This window comes from Streptomyces sp. NPDC051740 (genome assembly GCF_044453165.1).
GTDB classification, from domain to species: domain Bacteria; phylum Actinomycetota; class Actinomycetes; order Streptomycetales; family Streptomycetaceae; genus Streptomyces; species Streptomyces atrovirens.
The window spans coordinates 495,423-521,289 of record NZ_JBITCL010000001.1 but is presented as its reverse complement, the minus strand read 5'-3'; the positions used below and the strand labels follow the sequence as shown (position 1 = coordinate 521,289).

Here is a 25,867-nt window from a genome sequence, read left to right as displayed (position 1 = left end):
GACCGGATTTCCGCTCGCCGTGCGACCCGGCGTACCTCGAATGGCGAAGTGCGCCCGTCCGGATCCCGGGACGTCCGTGTCGGCGGCATACCCGGCGGGGAGCTGGGCACAACGCATGCAGGTTCGCCGCGCGGCGTCCGCGGGGCGAGGAATCGGGCGGTGCGCCCCGTTGCCGCGGGACTCGAGTCGATTTATCGTCCCAGCACGATTCGCGCGCAAGATCACAATATGTGAAGGGGCCGCGGCCATGGTGGCGAAGAAGACCGCCGTACAGCAGCCGGCACCGTCCGGCGCCGCTCCCGACGGTGGGGCCGAGAGGGCGGGTGGGACGGCCGGAGCCGCGGCGGCGGCGAAGGCACCCACGCGGACCACGACGGCGAAGAAGACGACGGGCGGGGTGACGGGGTCGCCCGCCGGGAAGACGGCGGCGCGGACGGCGCACGACGGCGAGCCGGTGGCGTCGAAGCCACCCGCCGGAACACCCATGAAGAAAGCCGCGACCAGGAAGGCACCCACGAAAAAGGCCACCGCGCGGAAGTCTGCCGTCGAGGGGGCGTCCGCGGGAAAGGCCACCGCGCGGAAGCCTGCCGTCGAGGGGGCTTCCGCCGGGAAGGCCGGGGTGAAGAAGTCTGCCGTCGAGGGGGCGTCCGCGGGAAAGGCCACCGCGCGGAAGCCTGCCGTCGAGGGGGCTTCCGCCGGGAAGGCCGGGGTGAGGAAGTCGGCCGGGGCGAAGAAGGTGGCCGCCAAAAAGGTGGCTGCCGAGGCGGTGGTGCCTGGTCGGGGTGCGGTGGGGAAGAAGGGGTCGGGGAAGGGTGCCGTCCGGGAGGCGGCTTCCGCGGGTTCCCGGGAGGCCGGCCTCCCGGGGAGCGGGGCCGGTGGGCCCGTACAGGATGTGGCCGGGCACAGCACGGCCGATGACGCGGGCGCGGTGGATGCCGCGGCGCAGACGGGAGTGACGACGGTGGGTGCGAAGAAGACTCCTGGCACGGCCACGGCGGCGAAGAGCCCCGTACCCAAGGCCCGGATCGGCGCGGTGGAGCCGGGCGACCTCGCGGTGCGTCCGGGGGAGGAGCCCTGGACTCCGGAAGAGGTCGAGGAGGCGCGGGCCGAGCTGACGTCCGAGGCGCTGCGGCTGCGCGAGGAGATCACCGCCTCCGAGCAGTCGCTGGCCGGCCTGATGCGGGACTCCGGCGACGGCGCGGGCGACGACGACGCCGACACCGGCACCAAGAACATCACGCGCGAGCACGAACTCGCGCTCGCCGCGAACGCGCGCGAGATGCTCACCCAGTCCGAGCGCGCCCTCCAGCGCCTCGACGCCGGTACCTACGGCCTCTGCGAGAACTGCGGCAACCCCATCGGAAAGGCCCGTATGCGGGCCTTTCCCCGGGCCACCCTGTGCGTCGAGTGCAAGCAGAAGCAGGAGCGACGGTACTGATCGGCGGGCGCGCGGGGCGTGCCGTACCCTCGTCCTTCAGTCAGGTACCTAGGTTGAGGGACTCACGTGGCAGAGGCGGAGCGCATCATCGGTACGCCGGACACCCCGGACGCGGACCGGGAGGAGCAGGAGCGGGCCGATACCGGGGGAACGGCGGCGGAGGCCGGGCGGCCCCGCGGCAAGCGGCGGATCGCCGTGCTGTTCGCCGTCGCCGTGTTCGCGTACGCCCTCGACCTGATCAGCAAGATGATCGTGGTGGCCAAGCTGGAGCACCACGAGCCCATCGAGATCGTCGGGGACTGGCTGCGCTTCGAGGCGATCCGCAACGCGGGCGCGGCCTTCGGCTTCGGCGAGGCCTTCACCGTGATCTTCACGGTGATCGCCGCGGCCGTGATCGTGGTGATCATCCGCCTCGCCCGCAAGCTCTACAGCCTGCCCTGGGCGATCGCGCTGGGCCTGCTGCTCGGCGGCGCCCTCGGCAACCTCACCGACCGGATCTTCCGCTCGCCGGGGGTCTTCGAGGGCGCGGTGGTCGACTTCATCGCGCCCAAGCACTTCGCCGTGTTCAACCTGGCGGACTCGGCGATCGTGTGCGGCGGCATCCTGATCGTGCTGCTGTCGTTCCGCGGCCTCGACCCGGACGGCACCGTCCACAAGGACTGAACGCGCGTACGGGGTCGCCGGACCCGTCCGGCATACTCGACGGGTGAGCACGATTCCCGAGATCCGTACCCTGCCCGTGCCGGACGGCCTGGAGGGCGAGCGCGTCGACGCCGCCATCTCCCGCATGTTCGGCTTCTCCCGCACCAAGGCGGCCGAGCTCGCCGCCGCGGGGAAGGTCACGGTCGACGGGTCGGTGGTCGGCAAGTCCGAGCGGGTCAGCGGCGGCGCCTGGCTCGAGGTGGAGATGCCGCAGGCGCCCGCGCCGGTGCGGGTGGTCGCCGAGCCGGTCGAGGGCATGGAGATCGTGCACGACGACGACGACGTGGTCGTGATCGTCAAGCCCGTCGGCGTCGCCGCCCACCCCTCGCCGGGCTGGACCGGCCCGACGGTGATCGGCGGCCTCGCCGCCGCCGGGTACCGCATCTCGACCTCCGGCGCCGCCGAGCGCCAGGGCATCGTGCACCGCCTCGACGTCGGCACCTCCGGCCTGATGGTCGTCGCCAAGTCGGAGTACGCGTACACGTCACTGAAGCGCCAGTTCAAGGAGCGCACGGTCGACAAGCGCTACCACACGCTCGTCCAGGGCCACCCCGACCCGACCAGCGGCACCATCGACGCCCCCATCGGCCGCCACCCGCAGCACGACTACAAGTGGGCCGTCACCGCCGAGGGCAAGCCGTCCGTCACGCACTACGACCTCATCGAGGCCTTCCGCGCCGCCTCCCTGCTCGACGTCAAGCTGGAGACCGGCCGCACCCACCAGATCCGCGTCCACATGGCCGCCCACCGGCACCCCTGCGTCGGCGACCTCACCTACGGCGCCGACCCCACGCTCGCCAAGCGGCTCCGCCTGACCCGCCAGTGGCTGCACGCCGTACGCCTGGGCTTCGAGCACCCCGGCGACGGGCAGTGGGTGGAGTTCTCCTGCGACTACCCCGACGACCTTCAGCAGGCGCTGGACCAGGTCCGCGAGGAGACCTACGCGTGAGCGCCGGCCACGTGGTCCGGGTGGCGGAGGAGTCCGCCGACCGCGAGGCGTGCTTCGCGGTCCGCAAGGAGGTCTTCGTCGCCGAGCAGGGCGTCCCCGAGGACATCGAGTACGACGCCTACGACGCCGGGGCCGTCCATGTGCTGGCGGTCGCGGCGGACGGCACACCCCTCGGCACCGGACGGCTGCTGTACGGCGAGGCCGCCGCGGCGAAGAACGGCGGCGACCCGGCGGTCGGCTCGCTGGGCCGGCTCGCGGTGACGCGGGAGGCGCGGGGCCTCGGCGTCGGCGCGGCGCTGGTGCGGGCCGTCGAGGAGGCGGCCCGCGACCGGGGCCTCACCGCCGTCGACCTGCACGCGCAGACGCACGCCCTCGGTTTCTACGAGCGGCTGGGCTACGAGGCGTACGGGCCCGGGTTCCCGGACGCGGGGATCCCGCACCGGGCCATGCGGCGCGTTCTGTAGCGGAGGCCGCGAACGGCCGGTGAGGGCGTCGGCGTGGCAGGGTGGAGATCCGCCCGCCGATCGTCGATCCGCCCGGAGCCGTGACCGTGGACCAGTTGACCCTGCTGTTCGCCCTGCTGCTCGGGGCCGTGGTGAGTGTCCCGGTCGGGGAGCGGCTGAGGTTGCCGGCGCCGGTGCTGATGACGGTCCTCGGGGCGGTACTGGCCCTGCTGGAGTTCGTACCGAACGTCGACATCCCGCCCGACCTGATCCTCCCGCTGCTGCTGCCGCCCCTGCTCTACGCCGCCGTACGACGGACCTCCTGGCGGCAGTTCGCGGCGAACGTCAGACCGATCCTGCTGCTCGCGGTGGCGCTGGTCTTCGTCACCACGCTGTGCGTGGCGACCGTCGCCCACGCGATCGTGCCGGGACTGCCGCTCGCCGCCGCCTTCGCCCTCGGCGCGCTGGTCGCGCCGCCCGACCCGGTCGCGGCGACCGCCGTCGCCGGGAAGCTGGGGCTGCCGCGCCGGCTGGTGTCGATCCTGGAGGGCGAGGGGCTCTTCAACGACGTCACGGCGATCGTCCTCTACAACGTGGCGATCGCCGCGGCCGTCAGCGGCAGCTTCTCCGCCTGGGCGGCCGGGCTCGACCTGGTGCTGTCGGCCGTGGTGGCGGTCGCGGTCGGGCTCGCCCTGGGCTGGGGCGCCAACAAGCTGATGGGTCTCCTCGGGGACGCGACCCTGCAGATCGGGCTGAGCCTGCTCGTGCCGTACGCCTCCTACGTCGCGGCCGAGGAGCTGCACGGCTCGGGCGTGCTCGCCGTGCTCACCACCGCGCTGTTCCTCGTCGAGTACGCCACCGACGCCGACGACGTCATGACCCGGCTGGCCGGGCACACCTTCTGGGACATCGTCGACACCCTCGTCACCGGGGTCGCGTTCGGGCTGGTCGGGCTCGAACTGCACAACGCGGTGCGGACCGCGTCCGGCCACTGGGGCGAGCTGCTCGGCTGGGCGGCGGTGATCGTGGGCGTGGTCGTCCTGGTCCGGCTGCTGTGGCTGCTGCCGGCGACCTGGCTGACGCAACGGCTGCACGCCGCGCGGGACACCGCCGAGGAGATCCCGGTGAGCTGGCGCGAGACCGTGGTGATGTGGTGGTCCGGGATGCGCGGGGTGGCCTCCGTCGCGCTGGCGCTGGCGATTCCGCTGGAGACCGACGCCGGGGGTGACTTTCCCGGCCGGAGCGAGATCGTCTTCATCGCGTTCGGCGTGATCATGGCGACCCTGCTGGTGCAGGGGCTGAGTCTGCCGTGGCTGGTGGGGCGGCTGGGGGTGCGGGCCGACACCGGGCGGGAGAAGCGGTTCGAGCACGACCTGGCGGTCCGGGCGGCGAAGGCGGCGAAGCGGAGGCTGCGCGAGATCGAGGAGGTCGAGGACCTCCCGGAGGAGCTGTCCGAGCAGATGCTGCGCAGCGCCTTCGACATCGGGGTCCGGATCAGCCCCGACCTCGCGGACGACGAACGGCGGGAGGCGCACCGGCAGCGGGCGCGGCGGCTGAAGCGGGTGCGGGGGATCCAGCGGGAGATGCTGAGCGCGGCTCGGCACGAGGTGCTCGCGGCGCGGAGTGAGGCGGGGGCGGATCCGGAGGTGGTGGACCGGGTGTTGCGGCATCTGGATGTGCGCAGTCTGCGCTGATTTTCTTTGATTCTCCCGCCCGTGCGCCGTCCGTCTCGGTTCGTTGAGAAGTGGGCGTTTCCCGTGGGAGCTTGGCGCCTTTGGCGGCTTTTCGTTCGTAGAGTCCTCCTATGAATCGGAATGTCGTGATCAGTGGGGGCGGTACCGGGATCGGGCTCGCCGCCGCGCGGGTGTTCGCCGACGGCGGGGACCGGGTGCTGTTGCTCGGGCGGCGCAAGGACGTGCTGGAGCGGGCCGAGGTGCCGGGTGCCCTGACGTACGCCGCCGATCTCGCCGAGCCCGAGGCCGTGCGCGGTGTCGCCGGCTTCGTGGGCCGGGAGTTCGGGGCCGTGGACGTGCTGGTCCACAGCGCGGGAGGCAACGGGCTCCTCGAACCACCGGCCGACGGCGACGACCCGCTCGACGCCGTCGCCCGCTCCTGGACGGTCAACTTCCGGCTCAACCTGCTGACCGCCGCACTGCTCACCGAGGCCCTGCGCGACCGGCTCGCCGAACCCGGCGGGCGCGTGCTGTTCATCGGCTCCATCGCCGCCTACCGGGGCCACGGACAGGTGGCGTACGGGGCGGCCAAGGCCGGCCTGCACCCGTACGCCCATGACCTCGCCCGGAGACTGGGCCCGCACGGCATCACCGTGAACGTGGTCGCCCCCGGCTACATCGAGGACACCGCCTTCTTCGGCGACGGCATCGACGGGGAACTGCGCGCCCGGCTGGTCGAGGAGACCCTGGACGGGCGCGCCGGAACGCCCGGGGACGTCGCCGCGACCCTGCACTGGCTCGCCTCCCCGGGCGCCGCACACATCACCTCGCAGATCGTCCAGGTCAACGGCGGGGCCGAACGCGGTCACTGAGCACCGGTCAGCGCTCCCTCGGGTGACTGTGCACACGGCGGGCCGCCGGCACCATGCCGTCGGGGGAGCGGTGGCCGTCGCGGCCCGGCGGCAGCGCCGCGTCCGCCGTGTTGACCCGGGGCAGCGCGTACGGGTGCGCGTCGGCCAGCCAGCGGATCATCTGCTCGCGGACCTCGACCCGTACCGTCCATATGTCGTCCGCGTCCTTGGCCGTCACCAGGGCCCGCACCTCCATCGTGCTGGGCGTGCTGTCCGTCACGTTCAGGTTGTAGGCGCGGCCGTCCCAGGCCGGGCACTCCCGCAGGATGTCGCGGAGCTTGTCGCGCATCGCCTCCAGCGGGGCCGAGTGGTCGAGGTGCCAGAAGACGGTGCCCGTCATCTGCGGCGTCCCGCGCGACCAGTTCTCGAACGGCTGGGACGTGAAGTACGACACCGGCATGGTGATCCGGCGCTCGTCCCAGGTGCGCACGGTCAGGAAGGTCAGCGTGATCTCCTCGACCGTGCCCCACTCGCCGTCCACGACCACCGTGTCGCCGATGCGCACCATGTCGCCGAAGGCGATCTGCAGTCCGGCGAACATGTTGCCCAGCGTGGACTGGGCCGCCACACCGGCGACGATGCCGAGGATCCCGGCCGAGGCCAGCAGCGAGGCCCCGGCCGCCCGCATCGCGGGGAAGGTCAGCAGCATCGCGGCCACCGCCACCACACCGACGATCGCCGAGACCACCCGCCGGATCAGCGTCACCTGGGTGCGCACCCGGCGGACCCGCGCCGGGTCGCGTTCGCGGTGGGTACTGGCGTACCGCGTGTACGTGGTCTCGACGACCGCGGCCGCGATCCGGATCGCCAGCCAGGCGGCCGACCCGATCAGCACCAGGGTCAGGGTCCGGCCGACGGCGGCCTCGTGGTCCGGCAGCAGGTCCGCCTCGTCGTACGACCCTCTCAGCAGGGCCGCGCACAGCAGCAGCTGGTAGGGGATCCGGCCGCGGCGCAGCAGGCCCCACAGCGGGGTCTCGGGGTGGCGTTCGTCGGCCTTGCGCAGCAGCAGGTCGGTGGCCCAGCCGAGCAGCAGGGTGAGCACGACCGAGCCGCCGACCACGATCAATGGGCGGAGCACGTCATCCATGCTCCCGAACCTAACCGGCTCGCGCGGGCATGAACATGTGACTTCCGCACGATCGCGGGTAGGGCCGTGATCCGGCGTCGTCACACCGGGCTGGCACCATGGACCGCATGAACATCATGCTCTTTCACTCGACCTACGGTCTGCGGCCCGCGGTGCGCCGGGCCGCGGACCGGCTGCGCGCGGCCGGACACGAGGTGTGGACGCCCGACCTCTTCGAGGGCAGCACGTTCGACACGGTCGAGGACGGCATGGCGTACAAGGAGGGGATCGGCAAGGACGAGTTGCTGAAGCGGGCCGTGCTGGCCGCCGCGCCCTACTCCGAGCGGGGGCTGGTGTACGCGGGGTTCTCCTTCGGCGCCTCCGTCGCCCAGACGCTGGCCCTCGGCGACGACAAGGCGCGCGGACTGCTGCTCCTGCACGGCACGTCGGACATCGCGGAGAACGCCTCGGCGGACGAACTGCCGGTGCAGCTGCACGTCGCCGAGCCGGACCCGTTCGAGACGGACGACTGGCTCACCGCCTGGTACCTGCGGATGGGCCGGGCCGGCGCCGACGTCGAGGTGTACAGATACGCGGGCGCCGGTCACCTCTACACCGACCCCGGTCTCCCCGACTACGACGAGGAGGCCGCCGAGGCCACCTGGCGGGTGGCGCTCGGCTTCCTCGACTCGCTGGAGCGCTGAGTCGGCAGGGCGTCACACCGGGTCGTGGGTGCGCTCGACCTTCTGCGTGCCGCTGCGGGTGCGGTAGGAGCGGACCCACTCGGACGTGGCGTCCGCCGCCGTACGGTCGGACAGCACGTAGTAGTCCATCTGCGCCCGCTCGGCGGTGATGTCCAGTACGCCGTAGCCGTGCCGGTCGGTGTCGACCCAGTGGACGTGCCGGTTGGCGGCCCGGATCAGCGGTGCGGCGAGCGTGGAGACGGTGCCCTCGGGGACCTTCACGATGTCGTCGAGGTTGTCGGAGGTGACCGAGGTGACCACGAACTCCGTGGCGGCCGACGCCGACAGCGGATAGGTGCCGGCGTTCACCGGCACGTCGTTGGCCCACGCCATGTGGATGTCGCCGGTGAGGAAGACCGTGTTGCGGACGGCGTTCGTCCGCAGGTGGGCGAGGAGTTCGCGGCGGTCGTCGGTGTAGCCGTCCCACTGGTCGGTGTTGAGGGCGAGCCCCTCCTGCGGCAGGCCCAGCAGCTTCGCGAGCGGCTTGAGGAGGCTCGCGGGGAGGGAGCCGAGGGAGAACGGCGAGATCATCACCGAGGTGCCGACCAGCCGCCAGGTGGTGTCGGACGCCGTCAGCCCCGCCTTCAGCCAGTCCAGTTGGGCGCGCCCGGTGAGCGTGCGGTCCGGGTCGTCGACCTCGCCGTCGCCCAGGGAGACCTGCTGGGAGCGGAAGGAGCGCAGGTCGAGCAGGGACAGATCGGCGAGCTTGCCGAAGCGGAGCCGGCGGTAGGTGGTGCCGGCGAGCGCGGGCCGTACCGGCATCCACTCGAAGTAGGCCTGCTTGGCGGCGGCCTGGCGGGCCACCCAGGCGCCCTCCGCGCCCTCGGTGTGGTTCTCGGCGCCGCCCGACCAGGTGTCGTTGGCGAACTCGTGGTCGTCCCAGATCGCGACGACCGGCGCCTTGACGTGCAGGGCCTGGAGGTCCGGGTCGGTCTTGTACGTGGCGTGCCGGAGCCGGTAGTCGGAGAGGGTGACGATCTCGTGGGCGGGGGTGTGCGGCCGGACGACCTCGTCGCGGGCGCCGTACTCGCCGGTGCCGTACTCGTAGATGTAGTCGCCCAGGTGCAGCCAGGCGTCCAGGTCGCCGCGGGCCGCGAGGTGGCGGTACGCGGCGAAGCGGCCGGCCTCCCAGTTGGCGCAGGAGACCACGCCGAAGCGCAGGCCGGTCACGGCGGCGTCGGCGGCCGGGGCGGTGCGGGTGCGGGCGACGGGCGAGTCCGTGCCGCCGGCGGAGAAGCGGAACCAGTAGTCGGTGGCCGGACGCAGGCCGCGGATGTCCGCCTTGACGGTGTGGTCGGAGGCGGCGGTGGCGAGGGTCGAACCCTCCGCGACGACGTCGGTGAACGCCCTGTCCCGGGCGACGGTCCAGCTCACCTCCGTGTCCGGGCCGAGCCCGGAGCCGGGTATCGCCTCCGGCGTCGGTGTCACGCGGGTCCACAGCAGGACGCCGTCCGGCAGCGGGTCGCCGGAGGCGACGCCGTGCAGGAAGGCGGGCGCCTGCGCGGTCGCGGCACGCGCGGGGAGGGCGCCGGTGAGCGGTCCGGCCAGCACCGCGGTGGCGGCGGCCGCCCTGACGACCGTACGACGGCGCGGGGACGGGGAGTGGGTGTCCGCGGTGGCGGAGACGGCGCTCTGGGATGATCTGTGTCGACTGGTCACAGCCGATCAGGTTACTGACAGGTACACGCAAGAGCGGGCGAACTCGCGAAAGTTCGCCCGCTCTTCAGCGTGCCGTCGTACGGCCGGGGCTCAGGCCTTGAGGGCCGCGTCGACCGCCGTGTTGAACTCGTCCACCGTCATGGGCGCGTTCTGCCCGTCGGAGCCGGTGAGCTTCTTGCCGTCCATCATCAGCGTCGGCGTGCCCTCGACGCCCTCGGTGTTGTCGAACACGTCGGACATCTCCAGCGCCCACTTGTCGTAGGTGCCGTCCTTCACGTCCGCCTGGAACTCCTTGTTGTTCTTCAGGGCGTCGACCGTGTTGGCGACCTTGATCAGGTACGCGTCGTCCGCGAACTTGTCGTCCGACTCCTCGGGGTGGTACTCGGCCGAGTAGAGCGCGCTCTTGTAGGCGAGGAACGCCTCGGGGCTGACGTTCAGCGCGGAGCCCAGGGCGCTCAGGGCGTTCTTGGAGCCCTCGCCGGTCAGGCCGCGGTCGAGGAACGAGGCGCCTATGAAGCGGATCTTGTACTTGCCGTCCTCGACGTCCTTCTCGATGGTCTTGCCGACCGTCTGCTCGAAGGAGGCGCAGACCGGGCAGCGCGGGTCCTCGTACAGCTCCAGGGTCTTCTTCGCGTCGGACTCGCCGATGACGACGGTCGTGCCGTTCTTGCCGCTGGTGTTGGCCGGCTTGACGAGCTTGGCGTCCTTCGCGGCCTCCCAGGCGTCGGGCTTGTTGGCCTGTACGACCGCGTAGCCGATGCCGCCGGCCGCGGCCAGCACGCCGACGACCGAGGCGGCGACGATGAGCTGCCGCCTGACCTTCGCCTTCTTCGCCTGGCGCTCGCGCTCCACGCGCAGCCGCTCCCGGGCCGCGTTCTTCGCCGCCTGGCTGTTCCGCTTGCTCATGGTGATGTCTCCACGGGGGACGCACACGGTCGTGTCGTGTGCGGGATACGTATGGGGATGCTGGTGCTCAGGGGGTTCGCCGGGGCGGGGGCCGCCCTCAGGCGAAGGTGACGGAGCACGGCGGTCCGCGCCGTCCCAGGGAGTGTGCGAGGAGCAGGGTGCGGGCCGTGGCGGTACGGCGGACCGGGCGGGCCGGACGGCGGACCTCCGGGGCCCGGCGCACGGTCACCGCGGCGACCGCGAGCAGCAGCGGCCGGAAGGTCGTGGCCGCCGCCGCGCCCAGCAGCTGGGCCAGCGCCCGCTCGCCGCGGCGCAGCCAGGCGGCGGCGAACAGACCGACCCCGATGTGCGCGCCGAGCAGCGCCCAGGCGGTCGCCGGGTCGGCCTGGGCGAGCAGGGCCGCCAGCCGGTCGCCGCCCTCGGCGGCGTGCCCGGTGGCCCGGACGAGCGGTGCGCCCACGCCGGTGCCGTCGCCGCACAGCACGTCGAAGCCGACGGAGCGCAGCGGGCCCGCGACGGGGCCGCCCATCCGGCCGTAGCAGACGTGCTGGCCGGTGGTGAAGACGGTGTCGGCGGCCAGCTCCAGCGGGATCAGCAGGGCGGCGATCCGCCCGAAGGAACGCTCCCGCCCCGCCAGGGCGTACGCCAGCCCGAACACGGCGGCGGCGATCGCGGCCACCGTGTTCAGCGGCAGCGGGACCCCGGACAGCAGCACGTGCGACGCGGCGCTGAGCGTCACGACGACTGCCGTGAACAGCGCCGCGCGTACGGCTCTGAGCTGGGTTCCGGATATGTCCATGGCGGGAACGAGTGTGTCACGTGCTCCGGTAAGGGATCCCTAAAGGGGTCCTGTGGATGCGCGGATGGTTACAGGCCCGGAATCCGGCCGTTGCGGAACAGGTCCAGGAAGATCTGGTGGTCGCCGCGCGCACGGGCGCCGTAGTCGTGCGCGAACTCGACCAGGAGGGGGACCAGGGAGTCCTCGTCGGCGGCGATCGCCGCGTCGATGGCGCGCTCGGTGGAGAACGGCACCAGGGACTCGCCGGAGGTGTCGTCCGCCGCCGCGTGCATCGTCGCCGTGGCCCGGCCGAGGTCGGCGACGACCAGGGCGATCTCCTCCGGGTCGTCGATGTCGCCCCAGTCCAGGTCCACGGCGTACGGCGAGACCTCGGCGACGAGCTGGCCCGCGCCGTCCAGCTCGGTCCAGCCCAGCCACGGGTCGGCGTGCGCCTGGAGGGCGCGCTGGGAGATCACCGTGCGGTGCCCCTCGTGCTGGAAGTAGTCCTGGATCGCCCGGTCGGTGATGTGCCGGGAGACGGCCGGGGTCTGGGCCTGCTTGATGTAGATCACCACGTCGTTCTCCAGGGCGTCGCTGTGACCCTCCAGGAGGATGTTGTACGACGGCAGCCCGGCCGAGCCGATGCCGATGCCGCGGCGGCCCACGACGTCCTTCACGCGGTAGGAGTCCGGGCGGGCCAGCGAGGCGTCCGGCAGCGTCTCCAGATAGCCGTCGAAGGCGGCGAGCACCTTGTAGCGGGTGGCGGCGTCCAGCTCGACCGCGCCGCCGCCGGCGGCGAAGCGGCGCTCGAAGTCGCGGATGTCGGTCATCGAGTCCAGCAGCCCGAACCGGGTCAGCGAGCGGGCGTCGCGCAGCGCGTCGAGCAGCGGCCCCCGGGCGGTGTCCAGCGTGAACGGCGGCACCTCGTCGCTCTTCGCGCCGGTGGCCAGCGCGTGGATCCGCTCCCGGTAGGAGGCCGCGTAGATCGTGACCAGCTCGGTGATCTGCTCGTCACTGAGCGCCTTCGCGTAGCCGATCAGCGCCACGGAGGCCGAGAAGCGCTTGAGGTCCCAGGTGAAGGGGCCGACGTAGGCCTCGTCGAAGTCGTTGACGTTGAAGACCAGGCGGCCGTTGGAGTCCATGTACGTGCCGAAGTTCTCCGCGTGGAGATCGCCATGGATCCACACCCGTGAGGTGCGCTCGTCCAGGTACGGGCCGCCCTGCTTCGAGCCGAACTGATCGGACACGGTCAGATCGTGGTAGAAGAGGCACGCCGTCCCGCGGTAGAAGGCGAACGCCGAGGCCGCCATCTTGCGGAACTTCACCCGGAACGCGGCCGGGTCGGCGGCCAGGAGCTCGCCGAAGGCGGTGTCGAGGACGGCGAGGATCTCCTCACCGCGGTGCTCGTCGTTGAGCTGCGGTACCGACATCGCTTTGTGCCTCCAGGTGCGGGATGTCTCGGGACGGCTGATCCGTCCCCTGTCCAACGTGCGACGGGTCACGGGAGTGCCCGCGCCACCGCCCGAAGGTACGTCGTGGCGGCCTCCGCGTGTCAGCCTCGGGGCATAGACTTCGACGCTGTCCCCCAGACCGTCCGCCTGCCCGTCACAGGCCCATCCGTCGCCCGACCACCACCCCTCATCGAGGCGCTTCGCGCCGCCCCTGTTCATCCTTGGAGGCCGCACCGTGTCAAAGCCGCCGTTCACGCACCTGCACGTCCACACCCAGTACTCGCTGCTGGACGGTGCCGCGCGGCTGAAGGACATGTTCAACGCCTGCAATGAAATGGGCATGTCGCACATCGCCATGTCCGACCACGGCAACCTGCACGGGGCGTACGACTTCTTCCACTCCGCGCAGAAGGCCGGAGTCACCCCGATCATCGGGATCGAGGCGTATGTCGCGCCCGAGTCCCGGCGCAACAAGCGCAAGATCCAGTGGGGCCAGCCGCACCAGAAGCGGGACGACGTCTCCGGTTCCGGTGGTTACACCCACAAGACGATGTGGGCCGTGAACAGCACCGGCCTGCACAACCTCTTCAAGCTCTCCTCCGACGCGTACGCCGAGGGCTGGCTGCAGAAGTGGCCCCGGATGGACAAGGAGACCATCAGCCGGTGGTCCGAGGGGATCGTGGCCTCCACCGGCTGCCCCTCCGGCGAGGTGCAGACCCGGCTGCGCCTCGGCCACTTCGACGAGGCCCTCAAGGCCGCCGCCGACTACCAGGACATCTTCGGCAAGGACCGCTACTTCCTGGAGCTGATGGACCACGGCATCGAGATCGAGCACCGGGTCCGCGACGGCCTCCTGGAGATCGGCCGGAAGCTCGGCATCCCGCCCCTGGTCACCAACGACTCGCACTACACGTACGCGCACGAGGCGACCGCCCACGACGCGCTGCTGTGCATCCAGACCGGCAAGAACCTCTCCGACCCCGACCGCTTCAAGTTCGACGGCACCGGCTACTACCTCAAGTCCACCGACGAGATGTACGCCATCGACTCCTCGGACGCCTGGCAGCAGGGCTGCGCCAACACCAGGCTGATCGCCGAGATGGTCGACACCACGGGCATGTTCGAGAAGCGCGACCTGATGCCCAAGTTCGACATCCCGGACGGGTACACCGAGGTCAGCTGGTTCAAGGAGGAGGTCCGCCGCGGCATGGAGCGGCGCTTCCCCGGCGGCATCCCCGAGGACCGCCAGAAGCAGGCCGACTACGAGATGGACGTCATCATCCAGATGGGGTTCCCGGGGTACTTCCTCGTCGTCGCCGACTTCATCATGTGGGCCAAGAACAACGGCATCGCGGTCGGCCCCGGCCGTGGCTCCGCGGCCGGCTCGATCGTCGCCTACGCCATGGGCATCACCGACCTCGACCCGATCCCGCACGGACTGATCTTCGAGCGGTTCCTCAACCCCGAGCGCGTCTCCATGCCCGACGTCGACATCGACTTCGACGAGCGCAGGCGCGTCGAGGTGATCCGGTACGTGACCGAGAAGTACGGCGCCGACAAGGTCGCCATGATCGGCACCTACGGCAAGATCAAGGCGAAGAACGCCATCAAGGACTCCGCGCGCGTGCTGGGCTATCCGTACGCGATGGGCGACCGCCTCACCAAGGCGATGCCCGCCGACGTCCTCGGCAAGGGCATCGACCTGAACGGCATCACCGACCCCTCGCACCCCCGCTACAGCGAGGCCGGCGAGATCCGGTCGATGTACGAGAACGAGCCGGACGTGAAGAAGGTCATCGACACCGCCAAGGGCGTCGAGGGCCTGGTCCGGCAGATGGGCGTGCACGCCGCCGGCGTGATCATGTCCAGCGAGCCCATCGTCGACCACGCCCCCATCTGGGTGCGGCACACCGACGGCGTGACCATCACGCAGTGGGACTACCCCCAGTGCGAGTCGCTGGGCCTGCTGAAGATGGACTTCCTCGGCCTGCGCAACCTGACCATCATGGACGACGCCGTCAAGATGGTGAAGGCCAACAAGGGCGTCGACCTGGATCTGCTGGGCCTGCCGCTCGACGATCCGAAGACCTTCGAACTCCTCCAGCGCGGCGACACCCTCGGGGTCTTCCAGTTCGACGGCGGACCGATGCGCTCGCTGCTGCGGCTGATGAAGCCCGACAACTTCGAGGACATCTCCGCCGTCTCCGCGCTCTACCGTCCCGGCCCGATGGGCATGGACTCGCACACCAACTACGCGCTGCGCAAGAACAAGCTCCAGGAGATCACCCCGATCCACAAGGAGCTGGAGGAGCCGCTCGAAGAGGTCCTCGCGGTCACCTACGGCCTGATCGTCTACCAGGAGCAGGTGCAGAAGGCCGCCCAGATCATCGCCGGCTACTCGCTCGGCGAGGCCGACATCCTCCGCCGCGTGATGGGCAAGAAGAAGCCCGAGGAACTGGCGAAGAACTTCACCATCTTCCAGTCCGGCGCCCGCAAGAACGGCTACAGCGACGAGGCCATCCAGGCGCTCTGGGACGTGCTGGTGCCCTTCGCCGGCTACGCCTTCAACAAGGCGCACTCCGCCGCGTACGGACTGGTGTCCTACTGGACCGCCTACCTCAAGGCGAACTACCCGGCCGAGTACATGGCCGCGCTGCTCACCTCGGTGAAGGACGACAAGGACAAGTCGGCGATCTACCTCAACGAGTGCCGCCGCATGGGCATCAAGGTGCTCCCGCCGAACGTCAACGAGTCGGTGCACAACTTCGCCGCCCAGGGCGACGACGTGATCCTCTTCGGCCTGGAGGCCGTGCGCAACGTCGGCACCAACGTGGTCGAGTCGATCATCAAGAGCCGCAAGGCCAAGGGGAAGTACACCTCCTTCCCGGACTACCTCGACAAGGTCGACGCGGTCGTCTGCAACAAGCGCACCACGGAGTCGCTGATCAAGGCCGGCGCCTTCGACGAACTGGGACACACCCGCAAGGGCCTCACCGCCCACTACGAGCCGATGATCGACAACGTGGTCGCGGTCAAGCGCAAGGAGGCCGAGGGACAGTTCGACCTCTTCGGCGGCATGGGCGAGGAGGAGACCAGCGAGCCCGGCTTCGGCCTCGACGTCACCTTCACCGACGACGAGTGGGACAAGACCTACCTGCTCGCCCAGGAGCGCGAGATGCTCGGGCTCTACGTCTCCGACCACCCGCTGTTCGGCCTGGAGCACGTGCTGTCCGACAAGGCCGACGCGGGCATCTCCCAGCTCACCGGCGGTGACTTCGGCGACGGCGCGGTGGTCACCATCGGCGGCATCATCTCGGGCCTCCAGCGCAAGATGACCAAGCAGGGCAACGCCTGGGCGATCGCCACCGTGGAGGACCTCGCGGGCTCCATCGAGTGCATGTTCTTCCCGGCGACGTACCAGCTCGTCTCGACGCAACTCGTCGAGGACGCCGTGGTGTTCGTCAAGGGCCGGCTCGACAAGCGGGAGGACGTGCCGCGGCTGGTCGCGATGGAGCTGATGGTCCCCGACCTGTCCAACGCCGGCACCAACGCGCCCGTGGTGCTCACCATCCCGGCCACCCGCGTGACCCCGCCGATGGTCAGCCGGCTCGGCGAGATCCTCACCCACCACAAGGGCGACAGCGAGGTGCGGATCAAGCTCCAGGGGCCGACGAAGACGACCGTGCTGCGCCTGGACCGGCACCGGGTGAAGCCGGACCCGGCCCTGTTCGGCGATCTGAAGGTCCTCCTCGGACCGTCCTGCCTGGCGGGCTAGCGGGCACGTCCGGCCGGCGCGCGTGAGGGGCGCACCCTGTGGTGGGTGCGCCCCTCTTCATGTGCCTGGACCTTCGTACGTCCGGGTCCTCATGTGCCCGGACCGCGACGGTCCGTCACGAAGACGTCAGTTGTGGCCGAAGCGCTTCTGCCGGCCCTTGCCCCGGCCGACCTCGCCGGGCACTACCTGTGTGGTGCGCTGCTCGTCCGGCGTCTCCATCGTGGACGCCTGCGCCACCCGCTGGGCGCGTTCGGCCTGCGGCTGCTTACGGTCACGGTTCTTGTTCTTGGCCATGGTGATGCCTCCTGTGGGGGACTAGGGGCCAGGGCCGGGACCAGATTCACATAGCCCGATAACAGGCGCATGTTGGACAATTACCGTGTGTGACCGGGGTGATCGGGGAGGAAGTGTGGAAACGCCACGCCGAAGATCGAGTTCGGGCCGTTAACCCCGGCGTGGTCGGGCAGACTCGAAGCAAGCCCGAAGCAAACCTCCCGGAAAGAGGGTGGATCGCGTGGACCGCTGCATCGTCCTGGTGGACGCCGGGTATCTGCTGGGGGCCGCCGCCAGTCTCCTCGCCGGGGAACCGTCGCGGTCCCGCATCACCGTCGATCACGCGGCCCTCATCCAGGGGCTGCGGGAGCGCGCCGAGTCCGACACGCGTCAGCCGCTGCTGCGCATCTACTGGTTCGACGGCGCCCCCGACCGCGTCCCGCAGCCCGAACACCGCAGGCTGCGCGTGATGCCCCGGGTCACCGTCCGGCTCGGCGCGCTGACCCGCAGCGACGGCCGCTGGGCGCAGAAGGGCGTCGACGCCGCGATGCACGCCGAGCTGACCGAGCTGGCCCGCAACCGGGCCTGTTCCGACATCGTCCTGGTCACCGGGGACGGCGACCTGCTGCCCGGCATGATGGCCGCCAAGGAGCACGGCGTCGCCGTGCACCTGTGGGCCGTGCAGGCCGCCGACGGCGACTACAACCAGTCCGAGGACCTGGTCGCCGAGGCCGACGAGCGCCGGGTGCTGGACCGGGCGTGGATCACCCGGGCCGTACGGGCCAAGGAGTACACCGGGGTGTGCGCCCCGCCGCCCGTGCCGCGGCCCGAGATCGCCGCGATCCTCTCCGCCCCGCTGCCGGAGTCCGCGCCCGGCGCGACGGCGGAGCGGACCGTCGAGGAGCCGCGGCACTCGGCTGCCGCCGGGCACAACGGGACCGCCGAACGGGCGGCCACGGCCAAGGGCGTACCCACCCCCAAGGACCTGGCCGCGCTGCGCGGCCCCGGTCCGCACCCGCCCCAGCAGCCCGCCTCCGCGACCCTGCGCTGGTCCTCCGACAAGGGCTGGGTCGACCGGCCGGCCGCCGAGCCGCCGGACGCGGCCTCCATGCCGACGCTCGCCCAGTTGACCACGGCGGAGCAGCGGTGGGCCGACCGGGAGGAGGACATCACCACCGTCGGCGGGGACCCCTTCGAGGTGGGGCAGGTGTTCGCGCGGCGCTGGGTGGAGCGGCTCGGGGACCAGGGGCACATCCAGAAGCTGTCCGGGATGTATCCCCGGATTCCGCACCGTGTCGACGGGGAGCTGTTGCGGTACGCGGCGCGTTTCGGGCTGCTCGCCCACAAGGACGACCAGATCGACGAGCGTGATCGTTACGCCATTCGGGCGGGTTTCTGGCGTGAGCTGGATCTTCGTACCGGTACGGAAAGGGCTCCCGCCGGGGAGTGAGCGGGGGGTGTGGTTCTGCCCCTTCCCGGGCCCCGTGTCGAGGGCTCCGCCCCCGCGCCCCCGCCAGGGGGCTCCCGCCCCCTGGCCCCCCGGCCTGTGCCCACCCACCACCCGACTCGGTGGGCCGGGAGGTGGGCCACGGCCTCGGCGCGTGCGGGCGGTTGTCCCGGCTCGGTGGGCTGGAAGACGGGCGGTTGTCCCGGCTCGGTGGGTTGGGGGGCGGGCCGTGGTCCCGGCGTGTGTGGGCGCTGGCCCGGGTCGGTGGGCCGGGAGGTGGGCCACGGTCTCGGCGTGTGCGGGTGTTGTCCTGGCTCGGTGGCTCGGTGGCTCGGTGGCTCGGTGGCTCGGTGGGTCGTTGGCTCGGTGGGTCGTTGGGTGGTTTGGGTGGGTTTGTGGGTGGTGGGGTGACCCGGGAGCGGGGCGGGGCGGTCGACCCCGTAGGCTCGTGCCTTGTGAGTACGCGCGCGGCACAGGGATTCCGGCACGGTGGTGATGTCGTGTGTGCGGTGCGCGGGCTGACCAAGACCTATCCGGCGGTGCGCGGCCGGCGCGGGGTCCCCGCGACGCCCGAGGTCCGGGCCACCGACGACGTGGGACTCGACATCCGGCGCGGTGAGATCTTCGGGCTGCTCGGGCCGAACGGCGCCGGCAAGTCCACCCTCGTGCGCCAGCTCACCGGGCTGATGCGGCCCGACCGCGGCAGCGTCGAGATCCTCGGCCACGACATCGTGCGCCACCCCGAGCGCGCCGCGCGCATCCTCGCCTACCTCGGCCAGGAGTCCAGCGCCCTCGACGAACTGACCGTGTCCCTCGCCGCCGAGACCACCGGCCGGCTGCGCGGGCTCGACGCGCGCCGGGCACGGGCCGAGCGGGACGACGTCCTGGACGAACTGGGGCTCACCCCGATCGCCGGACGCCCGCTGAGGAAACTCTCCGGCGGCCAGCGCCGGCTGGCCTGCTTCGCCGCCGCGCTGGTGGGGGAGCGGCCCCTGCTCGTCCTGGACGAGCCCACCACCGGCATGGACCCGGTGGCCCGGCGCGCCGTGTGGTCCGCCGTCGACCGGCGCCGCGCCGGGCACGGCACCACCGTCCTGCTGGTCACCCACAACGTGATCGAGGCCGAGACCGTGCTCGACCGGGTCGCCGTGCTCGACCGGGGCCGGGTCATCGCCTGCGACAGCCCGGCCGGGCTCAAGGAGCGGGTCGCCGGCGAGGTCCGGGTCGACCTGGTGTGGCGCGAGGCGGCGCCCCTGCACGTGCCCGAGGTCGCCGCACTGCGGGACCGGGTGGTCGAGTCGGGCCGCCGCTGGACCCTGCGGCTGGCGCCCGAGGAGGCCCGTACGGTCGTCGCCACCGTCACCGGCGGGGCCGCCTTCGCCGCGCTGGACGACTTCACGCTGGCCACGCCCAGCCTGGAGGACGTCTACCTGGCGCTGGGCGGCGCCGTACGACAGGGACTGGTGAAGGCGTGAGCACACGGGCCGCGTCATCCGTACGGAACAGGGCGACCGCCGCAGTGGATCCGGGCGAACCTCCGAGCGAAGGGGAGCAGCACGACGTGAGTGTCGTACCCGCCGATGTCGTGCCGGGCGGCGTCCTGGCCGTGGAGGAGGCCGCGCCGGAAGCCGCCGAACTCGGCCCCCGGGCGCGGCTGTGGCCGTCGCTGGCGGCCGTGTACCGGGCCCAGCTCTCCCGGGCCCGGGTCGCGCGGATACCGCTGCTGTTCGTGGCGACCTTCCAGTCGGTCGGCATCATGATCCTGATGCGCGGGGTCGTGGACGGCGGCGGCGAGGCGCAGGCCGTGGTCGCCGGCTCGGCGGTCCTGGTCGTCGCCTTCGTCGCGCTGAACCTGCTCGCCCAGTACTTCGGGCAGCTACGGGCCAGCGGCGGGCTCGACCACTACGCGACCCTGCCGGTGCCGCCGGCCGCTGTGGTGCTGGGCGCGGCGGGCGCGTACGCCTCGTTCACCGTGCCGGGGACCGTGGTGACCGCCGTCTTCGGGTGCGTGCTGTTCGGGCTGCCGCTGGCGAACCTGTGGGTGCTGGCCGCCGTGATCCCGCTCGCCGGGGCCGCGCTCGCCGGACTCGGCGCGGCGCTCGGGCTGCTCGCGCCCCGCGCGGAGCTGGCCACGCTGCTGGGGCAGCTCGGCATGTCGGCCGCGCTGCTGCTCGGTGTGCTCCCGGCGGAGCGGATGCCGGAGGCGGTGCGCCTCGCCCGGGACCTGCTGCCGTCGACGTACGGAGTCGAGGCCTTCGCGCGGACCTTCGGACCGCACCCCGACTGGGCGCGGGTACTCGGTGACCTCGCCGTGTGCGGAGTCGTCGGCGTCCTCTCGCTGGCCGTCGCGACCTGGGCGTACCGCAGGGCGGCCGTCCGGTGACGCGCCGCACAGCCGGGCCTGGCACGATGGCAGGGTGAGCGCACCTCTGACACCACCACCGCCTCCGCACGAGCACGAGCAGGCGGTCGCCGCGTACCCGTACGGGAAGGACGGCGACGCCGCGTATCCACGGCACGGCTGGTGGTACGAACAGGACGGCCCCGGCATGAAGGCGGAGATACGTGAGGCCGCCGTGACCGCGGTGGCGGTGGCGCTCGGCGGGGTGCTGCTCGGTGTGCTGTGGTGGTGGCTGGCGCCGCGCGTGCCGTACGTGGGCACCGTGATCGGCGACAACTGGTTCGTCTACCTCAAGGACTCCGAGGGCGAGCAGGTCATCGGGGTGGACGGGGTGTTCTCGCTGCTCGCGCTGGGGTTCGGGGCGGTGAGCGCGCTTGCCGTGTTCCTGGTGCGGCGGCGCGGGGGTGTGCCGTTGGTGGTGGCGCTGGCGGTCGGTGGGCTGCTGGGGTCGTTGCTGGCCTGGCGGCTGGGGGTGTGGCTCGGTCCCGCGCAGGACGTGATCGCGCGGGCTCGGAGCGTCGGTGAGGGGGTCACGTTCGACGCGCCGTTGAAGCTGAGTGCGAAGGGGGCGTTGTTGGCGTGGCCGTTCGCGGCGCTGGTGTCGCATCTGGGGTTGACGGGGTTGTTCGGGCCGCGGGATCCGGAGCAGTTCCCTGCGGGAGCGTACGAGGGTCCGGGCGCGTAGGTTGCCGGGTGTCTCCGTGTTGGTGCGGGGCGAGGGACGTTCGCGCGGCCCGGTGCTTACGGGGTGCCGTCGCGCCCACCCTCCCCCGCTCGGCTTCGCTCGAGCGGGGGACCCCCATCGCCCTGGGGGTACCTCCCAGGCCCTTGAGGCACTGGGGGAGGCACGACTGCCCGCGGAGGGCGGGGTGGCGGTGCGGCTGCCCGCGGGTGCGGGTTACCCGCGGCCGATCGGGGCCAAGGCCGCCGAGGTCAGGGTGGTCAGGTCGGTCGGGGTGAGTTCCACCTCCAGGCCGCGGCGGCCTGCTGAGACGCAGATCGTTTCGTGCCGGGTGGCCGACTCGTCCAGGACCGTGGGGAGTTTCCTGCGCTGGCCCAGGGGGGAGATGCCGCCGCGGACGTAGCCCGTGGTGCGTTCCGCCAGGGTCGGGTCGGCCATCGTGGCCCGCTTGCCGCCCACCGCCGACGCCAGGGCCTTCAGGTCCAGCTGGCCCGCCACCGGCACCACCGCCACCGTCAGCGTGCCGTCGACGTCCGCCACCAGCGTCTTGAAGACCCGGTCCGGCGAGACCCCCATCGCCTCGGCCGCCTCCTCGCCGTAGGACGGGTGGGCCGGGTCGTGCTCGTAGGAGTGCACCGTGAACGGCACCCCGGCCGCGGTGAGCGCCACCGTCGCGGGCGTGCCTCCCGGCTGCTGCTTCTTGGACTTCTTCGCCATCCCCGCCTGTACCCCGGTCGATTTCGTACGTCGGTTTCTTACGTCAGTTGAGACTCGTCGGACCGCGCGTCAGCTCCGCGGCCGGCAGCGACGGCAGATGACGGATGACGGCCGTCTCCGCGCGCAGCAGTTTCAGCTCGTCACGGAGCCGTGAGGCCGTGTCCGGCGCCTGGAGCAGCCGCTGCTTCGTCGGCGTGTCCAGCATCATCGCGGCGGCGACCAGGTAGGAGACGACACCCGGCTCGTCCGGCAGCTCCGCGCCGGTCGTCAGCGACCGCTCCCGCGCCCCCGCCAGCCGCTTCTGGTACTGACGGAAGGACCGCAGCACCCCCTCGGCCAGCGCCCCCGCCTCGTCGCCGGGATCCTCGGCCAGCGGCTCCGCCTCGGCCGTCAGATACGGCCCCGAGGCGTCGACGGACAGCAGCCGCACCCGGGTCGTACCGGTCGCCAGCACCTCGAAGGTGCCGTCGGCCCGCTCCCGGACCGTCGCCGCGTCGGCGACACAGGCCACCTTGTGGAAGGCGCGCAGCGGATCGGTGCCGAAGCCCGCCGACGGGCCGCGTGCGGGCACGGCCGTCGGATCGGGCAGGCCGGGCGCGCTCGGCGCCACCTCGTACCCGTCGCGGATCGCCACGACGGCGAACCGGCGCGGCTCGTCCTCCGGGGTCTTCAGCAGCTCGCGCATCATGGCGCGGTAGCGCTCCTCGAAGACGTTGAGCGGAAGCACGAGCCCCGGGAACAGCACCGTGTTCAGGGGGAAGAGCGGGATCCGGACGGTGGTCACGGGTCAAGAGCCTAATGGTCGCCGAAGCGGGGCCGACCGCCCTGTTCACTCCTCGGTCGGTCCAGGGCCGGTGCCGGGGAGCCGGAGCCCGGCTAGGGACAGCCGGACGCGACCGCCGTACGCACGTTCCGGCGGACCTCCAGGAACCGGCCGAGGGGGTCGTCCGCCTCCCGGTCCCAGGGGAAGGACGTGGCGTACGGGCCGGTCAGCCGCAGCTGCTCCAGGGCGTCCCGCCGGCGTTCCAGCCGCACCAGGACGTACGTCAGCAGGTTGCGCAGCTCGGCCGGCCAGGACTGGCCCGCCGGCAGCCGGGCGGACAGGGCGGCGGCGCGGTCGGCCGCCGCTTCCAGCCGGGCGCGCGGCACTTCGGGACCGCAGCGGTCGGTGAGGTAGCCGAACGCCGCCCGCAGCGGCAGTGCCTGGGTGAGCGAGTCCTCCGGCGCGTCCTGCGCGGCCAGGTCCGCGAAGGTGAAGCACTCGTGGTGCGAACCGTGCCAGGAGGACGCCAGATAGCGCAGGGCCGCCACATGGCAGCCGTGGTGGTGCGGGGCCCGCCGGACCGCCGCCTCCCACAGTTCCTCGAAGTACGTGTGCCCGGCGCGCGCGCCACGGGCGTGGTCCAGGGCGAGCCGCCAGGGCACCGGGTCACGGTTGTCCGCCCGGGCGGCGGCCGTGATCAGCGGGCTCACCTCGCGCAGCAGCTCGACGCGGGCCGGTGAGTCCCAGGCGCGGTCCACCGCCCGCTGGGCGTCCACCAGCAGCCCGTCGGGGTCGCGCGGGTCGTGGGCGCGCCAGGTGTCCAGCCACTCGGGGCGCGAACGCGCGAAGGCGGCCAGCCGCCGCACATACCGGTCGCGGTGCTCCCAGGCGCCGCCGCGCCGGGTGCCGGCGAGCAGTTCGGCGACGGGCGTGTGGTCACCGCCCGCGGCCCCGACCAGCGCCGGGCCCAGCAGGTCGTCGGGTGCGTCGAGCAGCACCTCGTCGTCGGCGGGCAGCACGACGGGGGCGGGAGGCGTGGCGCCCGTCGTCTTTCCTCGCACCCGGGATGTGCGGGTGAACGCGTCCATCAGAGCCATGGTGTCGACCATTGAAAGACCGCAGGTCACAGCGGCGCCAGAGGCGACACGGAAGTCATGGAAGGTTGTACGGGGTACGGTCAAGGCCCGGCAAAAAGCAGAGCGCTTTTCACCTTGCGCGGGCCTTTCGCGCCCCCGGCCACCACTGGGACGCCGTCGGCGGATCCGTCGGACGGCCGCCAGGCGCTCGCCGGGCACCCGCCCCGGCGCCACGCCGGGAGGAACGCTCCCCGCGCCGAACGGTGACGGGATCCGCCGACGGCGTCACCGGTGGCAGCGGACGCCGCTACGTACGGCGCAGTGTCCGTGTCGCCCCCGCCGCCACCGTCGTCGCCAGGATCCAGCCCAGCAGGATGAACGCGGCCGACAGCCACTGCCAGCCGCCGCGCAGCTGCCAGAAGCCGACCTGGCCGAGGTCGATCACCGGCAGCAGCAGGTCCAGGGCGAACAGGGGCGGGTTCCACGCCGGGTGCTCGCCGCTCTTCAGCGGCGGGTGATCGGCCCGCGCGAAGGCCAGCGAGCCGGCCGCCCACAGCACCGCCATCCACACCGCGGCCCGGCCCGGACGGTACCCGTAGGCGACCGTCCAGTCCTGCGCGTAACCCCACAGCTTGGCCGCCATCGGCAGGCTCTCGCGGCGCCGGCGCTGCTTGGCGAGCAGCACCTCGCGGGCGTCCTCGTCCTCCCCGCCCGCCCGCAGCACGGCGGCCAGCCGCTCGTACGGCTCCGGGTTGTACTCGGCGCTCGCCGCGTCCACCCAGCGCAGCCGCAGCGCCAGCGGGAACGGCCCGCGCGGCACCAGGTTCTCGTAGGTGAAGCCACCCATGTGCAGCCGGCCGGGGCCGGGCCAGCTGTCCGCCCGGTCCATCAGGTTGACCACCCGCGCCCCCGACAGCACCACCTTGCCGCGCACCGGCCGCTCCCCGAGGAAGCGCAGCTCCGGCGTCTGCACCCGGCGCAGCGACAGCTCCTGCTCGTCGGTGAAGGTGAACCGGGCCCCCTCGAAGTCGACCGCGTCCCCGAACCGCCCGTCGTCGAGCCGCACCCCGCCCTGGCACTCGAAGCGCTGTATCCGCGTCCCGCGCGCCGGTGTCATCCCGCTGCGCGCCTGGGCGCCCACCCCCGCCGGGGTCAGGTACAGCGAGCGCTCCACGGTCAGCTGCGGCGCGTTCAGCGCGAGCCGGGTGTACGGGTTGGCCAGCCGGGCCCCGCGCAGGCTCAGCGACACGCCGATCGTCGCGCTGCGCAGGCTCAGCTCGCCGTGCGACTCCAGCATCTCCGCCTGGAGGTCCTGGCCCACGTTCATCCCGTCGGCCGCTATCGAGCGGCCACTGCGGTCCCGGTGCACGACCGCCTGGTTGAGCAGCAGGTCCGTACCGATCCGCGCGTCGGTGAGCCGTACGCCGCCCATGAACCGGCAGCGCGGCAGGTGCAGATCACCCTCGGTGTGCAGCCGGGCCGCCTCCAGGCGCGGTATCGAGCAGTCCACCATCCGCACGGTCGTGAAGCGGGCCTCCGGCAGCAGCACGTCCCGCTCGAAACGGCAGGCCCGCATCTCCAGGTACGGCACCACCGTGCCGCCCGCCAGGTCCAGCGGGCCGCTGATCTGCACCCCGACCAGCTTCAGTGACGAGACCCGGCCGGCCAGGGCGGGCGGCCCGTCCAGCAGCAGCCAGCACACGACGCGCGCCCGGACCGTCCGCTCGGGACCCCACGGATGTCCTCCGTGCGGGTCGTCGACGACCGTGTCCCCGCTGCTCAGGTCGTACACGCTGCCGTTGCGGAAGGCCTGCCACATGCCGGCCTCCGTGGCGGTCAGGTCCTCCGGCGGCTCTCCGCCGCCCGGTCCCACCCCGTCGGTCACGGCACTCCCCTCCTCCTCACCTACTCGTCGGTTCGTCCCTTCGTACAACCGTTCATGCCCGGTGAAGTGACGTGTTGAACACGGAAAGTGAAGAGGATCTCGGGAACGTGCGCGGACCGTCACCGGGGG

Annotated in this window: 21 protein-coding genes and 1 pseudogene; 12 read left to right on the top strand and 10 right to left on the bottom strand. The window is 72.1% G+C overall.

Going from position 1 to position 25,867, the window contains the following annotated elements; translation table 11 throughout:
• Positions 1–247: 247 nt before the first annotated feature.
• The 6 genes from ACIA6T_RS02475 to ACIA6T_RS02450 all read left to right on the top strand — a co-directional run bounded on the left by ACIA6T_RS02475 (position 248) and on the right by ACIA6T_RS02450 (position 6,077).
• A complete protein-coding gene (locus tag ACIA6T_RS02475) occupies positions 248–1,438 on the top strand; it encodes a TraR/DksA C4-type zinc finger protein (RefSeq protein ID WP_399444692.1) in 1,191 nt (396 codons plus the stop codon).
• Positions 1,439–1,504: 66 nt separating this feature from the next.
• Positions 1,505–2,101: a signal peptidase II gene (gene lspA / locus ACIA6T_RS02470; RefSeq protein ID WP_399444691.1), complete on the top strand. Its 597-nt coding sequence runs from the start codon at positions 1,505–1,507 to the stop codon at positions 2,099–2,101.
• Positions 2,102–2,144: 43 nt separating this feature from the next.
• Entirely contained in the window at positions 2,145–3,089 is a 945-nt protein-coding gene (locus ACIA6T_RS02465; RefSeq protein ID WP_399444690.1) for an RluA family pseudouridine synthase, read from the top strand.
• Positions 3,086–3,553, top strand: a complete 468-nt coding sequence (locus ACIA6T_RS02460) for a GNAT family N-acetyltransferase (protein WP_399444689.1) — start codon at positions 3,086–3,088, stop codon at positions 3,551–3,553. Before ACIA6T_RS02465 ends, ACIA6T_RS02460 begins: the two co-directional genes overlap by 4 nt.
• A gap of 86 nt (positions 3,554–3,639) precedes the next feature.
• Positions 3,640–5,226 (top strand): Na+/H+ antiporter, encoded by a 1,587-nt coding sequence (locus ACIA6T_RS02455; RefSeq protein ID WP_399444688.1) that lies wholly within the window; start codon positions 3,640–3,642, stop codon positions 5,224–5,226.
• A gap of 110 nt (positions 5,227–5,336) precedes the next feature.
• Complete coding sequence (locus ACIA6T_RS02450; protein WP_399444686.1) at positions 5,337–6,077, top strand: SDR family NAD(P)-dependent oxidoreductase; 741 nt, start codon at positions 5,337–5,339, stop codon at positions 6,075–6,077.
• Positions 6,078–6,084: 7 nt separating this feature from the next.
• Here ACIA6T_RS02450 and ACIA6T_RS02445 read toward each other — a convergent pair whose 3' ends face one another.
• Positions 6,085–7,203, bottom strand: coding sequence for a mechanosensitive ion channel family protein (locus tag ACIA6T_RS02445; protein WP_399444685.1), 1,119 nt, complete (start codon positions 7,201–7,203; stop codon positions 6,085–6,087).
• Between the two features lie 107 nt (positions 7,204–7,310).
• On the opposite strand from ACIA6T_RS02445, the gene ACIA6T_RS02440 reads away from it, so the two are divergent.
• A complete protein-coding gene (locus ACIA6T_RS02440) occupies positions 7,311–7,886 on the top strand; it encodes a dienelactone hydrolase family protein (protein WP_399444684.1) in 576 nt (191 codons plus the stop codon).
• Between the two features lie 12 nt (positions 7,887–7,898).
• On the opposite strand, the gene ACIA6T_RS02435 is transcribed toward ACIA6T_RS02440, so the two are convergent.
• From ACIA6T_RS02435 to ACIA6T_RS02420, 4 genes are all read right to left on the bottom strand, one after another.
• Positions 7,899–9,584: an alkaline phosphatase D family protein gene (locus tag ACIA6T_RS02435; protein WP_399444683.1), complete on the bottom strand. Its 1,686-nt coding sequence runs from the start codon at positions 9,582–9,584 to the stop codon at positions 7,899–7,901.
• Positions 9,585–9,674: 90 nt separating this feature from the next.
• Positions 9,675–10,490 carry a DsbA family protein gene (locus ACIA6T_RS02430; RefSeq protein WP_399444682.1) on the bottom strand — a complete coding sequence of 272 codons (816 nt, stop codon included), beginning with the start codon at positions 10,488–10,490 and terminating at the stop codon, positions 9,675–9,677.
• Between the two features lie 97 nt (positions 10,491–10,587).
• Positions 10,588–11,289: a hypothetical protein gene (locus tag ACIA6T_RS02425; RefSeq protein WP_399444681.1), complete on the bottom strand. Its 702-nt coding sequence runs from the start codon at positions 11,287–11,289 to the stop codon at positions 10,588–10,590.
• Positions 11,290–11,357: 68 nt separating this feature from the next.
• On the bottom strand, positions 11,358–12,698 hold the full coding sequence (locus ACIA6T_RS02420) for a DUF2252 domain-containing protein (RefSeq protein WP_399444680.1): 1,341 nt from the start codon (positions 12,696–12,698) through the stop codon (positions 11,358–11,360).
• A gap of 256 nt (positions 12,699–12,954) precedes the next feature.
• Between ACIA6T_RS02420 and dnaE the strand changes: the two genes are divergently transcribed.
• Positions 12,955–16,494 (top strand): DNA polymerase III subunit alpha, encoded by a 3,540-nt coding sequence (gene dnaE / locus ACIA6T_RS02415; protein WP_399444679.1) that lies wholly within the window; start codon positions 12,955–12,957, stop codon positions 16,492–16,494.
• A gap of 126 nt (positions 16,495–16,620) precedes the next feature.
• Here the strand turns inward: dnaE and ACIA6T_RS02410 are convergent, their stop codons facing one another.
• Entirely contained in the window at positions 16,621–16,788 is a 168-nt protein-coding gene (locus ACIA6T_RS02410; protein WP_399444678.1) for a hypothetical protein, read from the bottom strand.
• A 220-nt stretch (positions 16,789–17,008) separates the two neighbouring features.
• Between ACIA6T_RS02410 and ACIA6T_RS02405 the strand changes: the two genes are divergently transcribed.
• From ACIA6T_RS02405 to ACIA6T_RS02390, 4 genes are all read left to right on the top strand, one after another.
• On the top strand, positions 17,009–18,217 hold the full coding sequence (locus ACIA6T_RS02405) for an NYN domain-containing protein (protein ID WP_399444677.1): 1,209 nt from the start codon (positions 17,009–17,011) through the stop codon (positions 18,215–18,217).
• A 497-nt stretch (positions 18,218–18,714) separates the two neighbouring features.
• Positions 18,715–19,689, top strand: coding sequence for an ABC transporter ATP-binding protein (locus tag ACIA6T_RS02400; RefSeq protein ID WP_352380352.1), 975 nt, complete (start codon positions 18,715–18,717; stop codon positions 19,687–19,689).
• 86 nt (positions 19,690–19,775) lie between these two features.
• Complete coding sequence (locus ACIA6T_RS02395; protein ID WP_399444676.1) at positions 19,776–20,597, top strand: ABC transporter permease; 822 nt, start codon at positions 19,776–19,778, stop codon at positions 20,595–20,597.
• A 34-nt stretch (positions 20,598–20,631) separates the two neighbouring features.
• Positions 20,632–21,300: an AAA family ATPase gene (locus ACIA6T_RS02390; RefSeq protein ID WP_399444675.1), complete on the top strand. Its 669-nt coding sequence runs from the start codon at positions 20,632–20,634 to the stop codon at positions 21,298–21,300.
• 213 nt (positions 21,301–21,513) lie between these two features.
• On the opposite strand, the gene ybaK is transcribed toward ACIA6T_RS02390, so the two are convergent.
• The 4 genes and pseudogenes from ybaK to ACIA6T_RS02370 all read right to left on the bottom strand — a co-directional run bounded on the left by ybaK (position 21,514) and on the right by ACIA6T_RS02370 (position 25,738).
• On the bottom strand, positions 21,514–22,014 hold the full coding sequence (gene ybaK / locus ACIA6T_RS02385; RefSeq protein WP_399444674.1) for a Cys-tRNA(Pro) deacylase: 501 nt from the start codon (positions 22,012–22,014) through the stop codon (positions 21,514–21,516).
• 43 nt (positions 22,015–22,057) lie between these two features.
• The gene (locus ACIA6T_RS02380; RefSeq protein WP_399444673.1) at positions 22,058–22,798 is read right to left on the bottom strand and encodes an LON peptidase substrate-binding domain-containing protein; all 741 of its coding nucleotides are present in this window, start codon (positions 22,796–22,798) and stop codon (positions 22,058–22,060) included.
• A gap of 11 nt (positions 22,799–22,809) precedes the next feature.
• A pseudogene (locus tag ACIA6T_RS02375) lies at positions 22,810–23,886 on the bottom strand (hypothetical protein).
• 274 nt (positions 23,887–24,160) lie between these two features.
• Positions 24,161–25,738: an oxidoreductase gene (locus ACIA6T_RS02370; protein WP_399444672.1), complete on the bottom strand. Its 1,578-nt coding sequence runs from the start codon at positions 25,736–25,738 to the stop codon at positions 24,161–24,163.
• Between the last annotated feature and the right edge of the window lie 129 nt (positions 25,739–25,867).

Excerpts from the sequence above, each read along its gene's own strand:
- ACIA6T_RS02445 (WP_399444685.1), bottom strand. The coding sequence starts at position 7,203 with ATGGATGACGTGCTCCGCCCATTGATCGTGGTCGGCGGCTCGGTCGTG.
- ACIA6T_RS02425 (WP_399444681.1), bottom strand. The coding sequence starts at position 11,289 with ATGGACATATCCGGAACCCAGCTCAGAGCCGTACGCGCGGCGCTGTTC.
- ACIA6T_RS02420 (WP_399444680.1), bottom strand. The coding sequence starts at position 12,698 with ATGTCGGTACCGCAGCTCAACGACGAGCACCGCGGTGAGGAGATCCTC.
- ACIA6T_RS02450 (WP_399444686.1), top strand. The coding sequence starts at position 5,337 with ATGAATCGGAATGTCGTGATCAGTGGGGGCGGTACCGGGATCGGGCTC.
- ybaK (WP_399444674.1), bottom strand. The coding sequence starts at position 22,014 with ATGGCGAAGAAGTCCAAGAAGCAGCAGCCGGGAGGCACGCCCGCGACG.
- ACIA6T_RS02475 (WP_399444692.1), top strand. The coding sequence starts at position 248 with ATGGTGGCGAAGAAGACCGCCGTACAGCAGCCGGCACCGTCCGGCGCC.
- ACIA6T_RS02410 (WP_399444678.1), bottom strand. The coding sequence starts at position 16,788 with ATGGCCAAGAACAAGAACCGTGACCGTAAGCAGCCGCAGGCCGAACGC.
- ACIA6T_RS02430 (WP_399444682.1), bottom strand. The coding sequence starts at position 10,490 with ATGAGCAAGCGGAACAGCCAGGCGGCGAAGAACGCGGCCCGGGAGCGG.
- ACIA6T_RS02440 (WP_399444684.1), top strand. The coding sequence starts at position 7,311 with ATGAACATCATGCTCTTTCACTCGACCTACGGTCTGCGGCCCGCGGTG.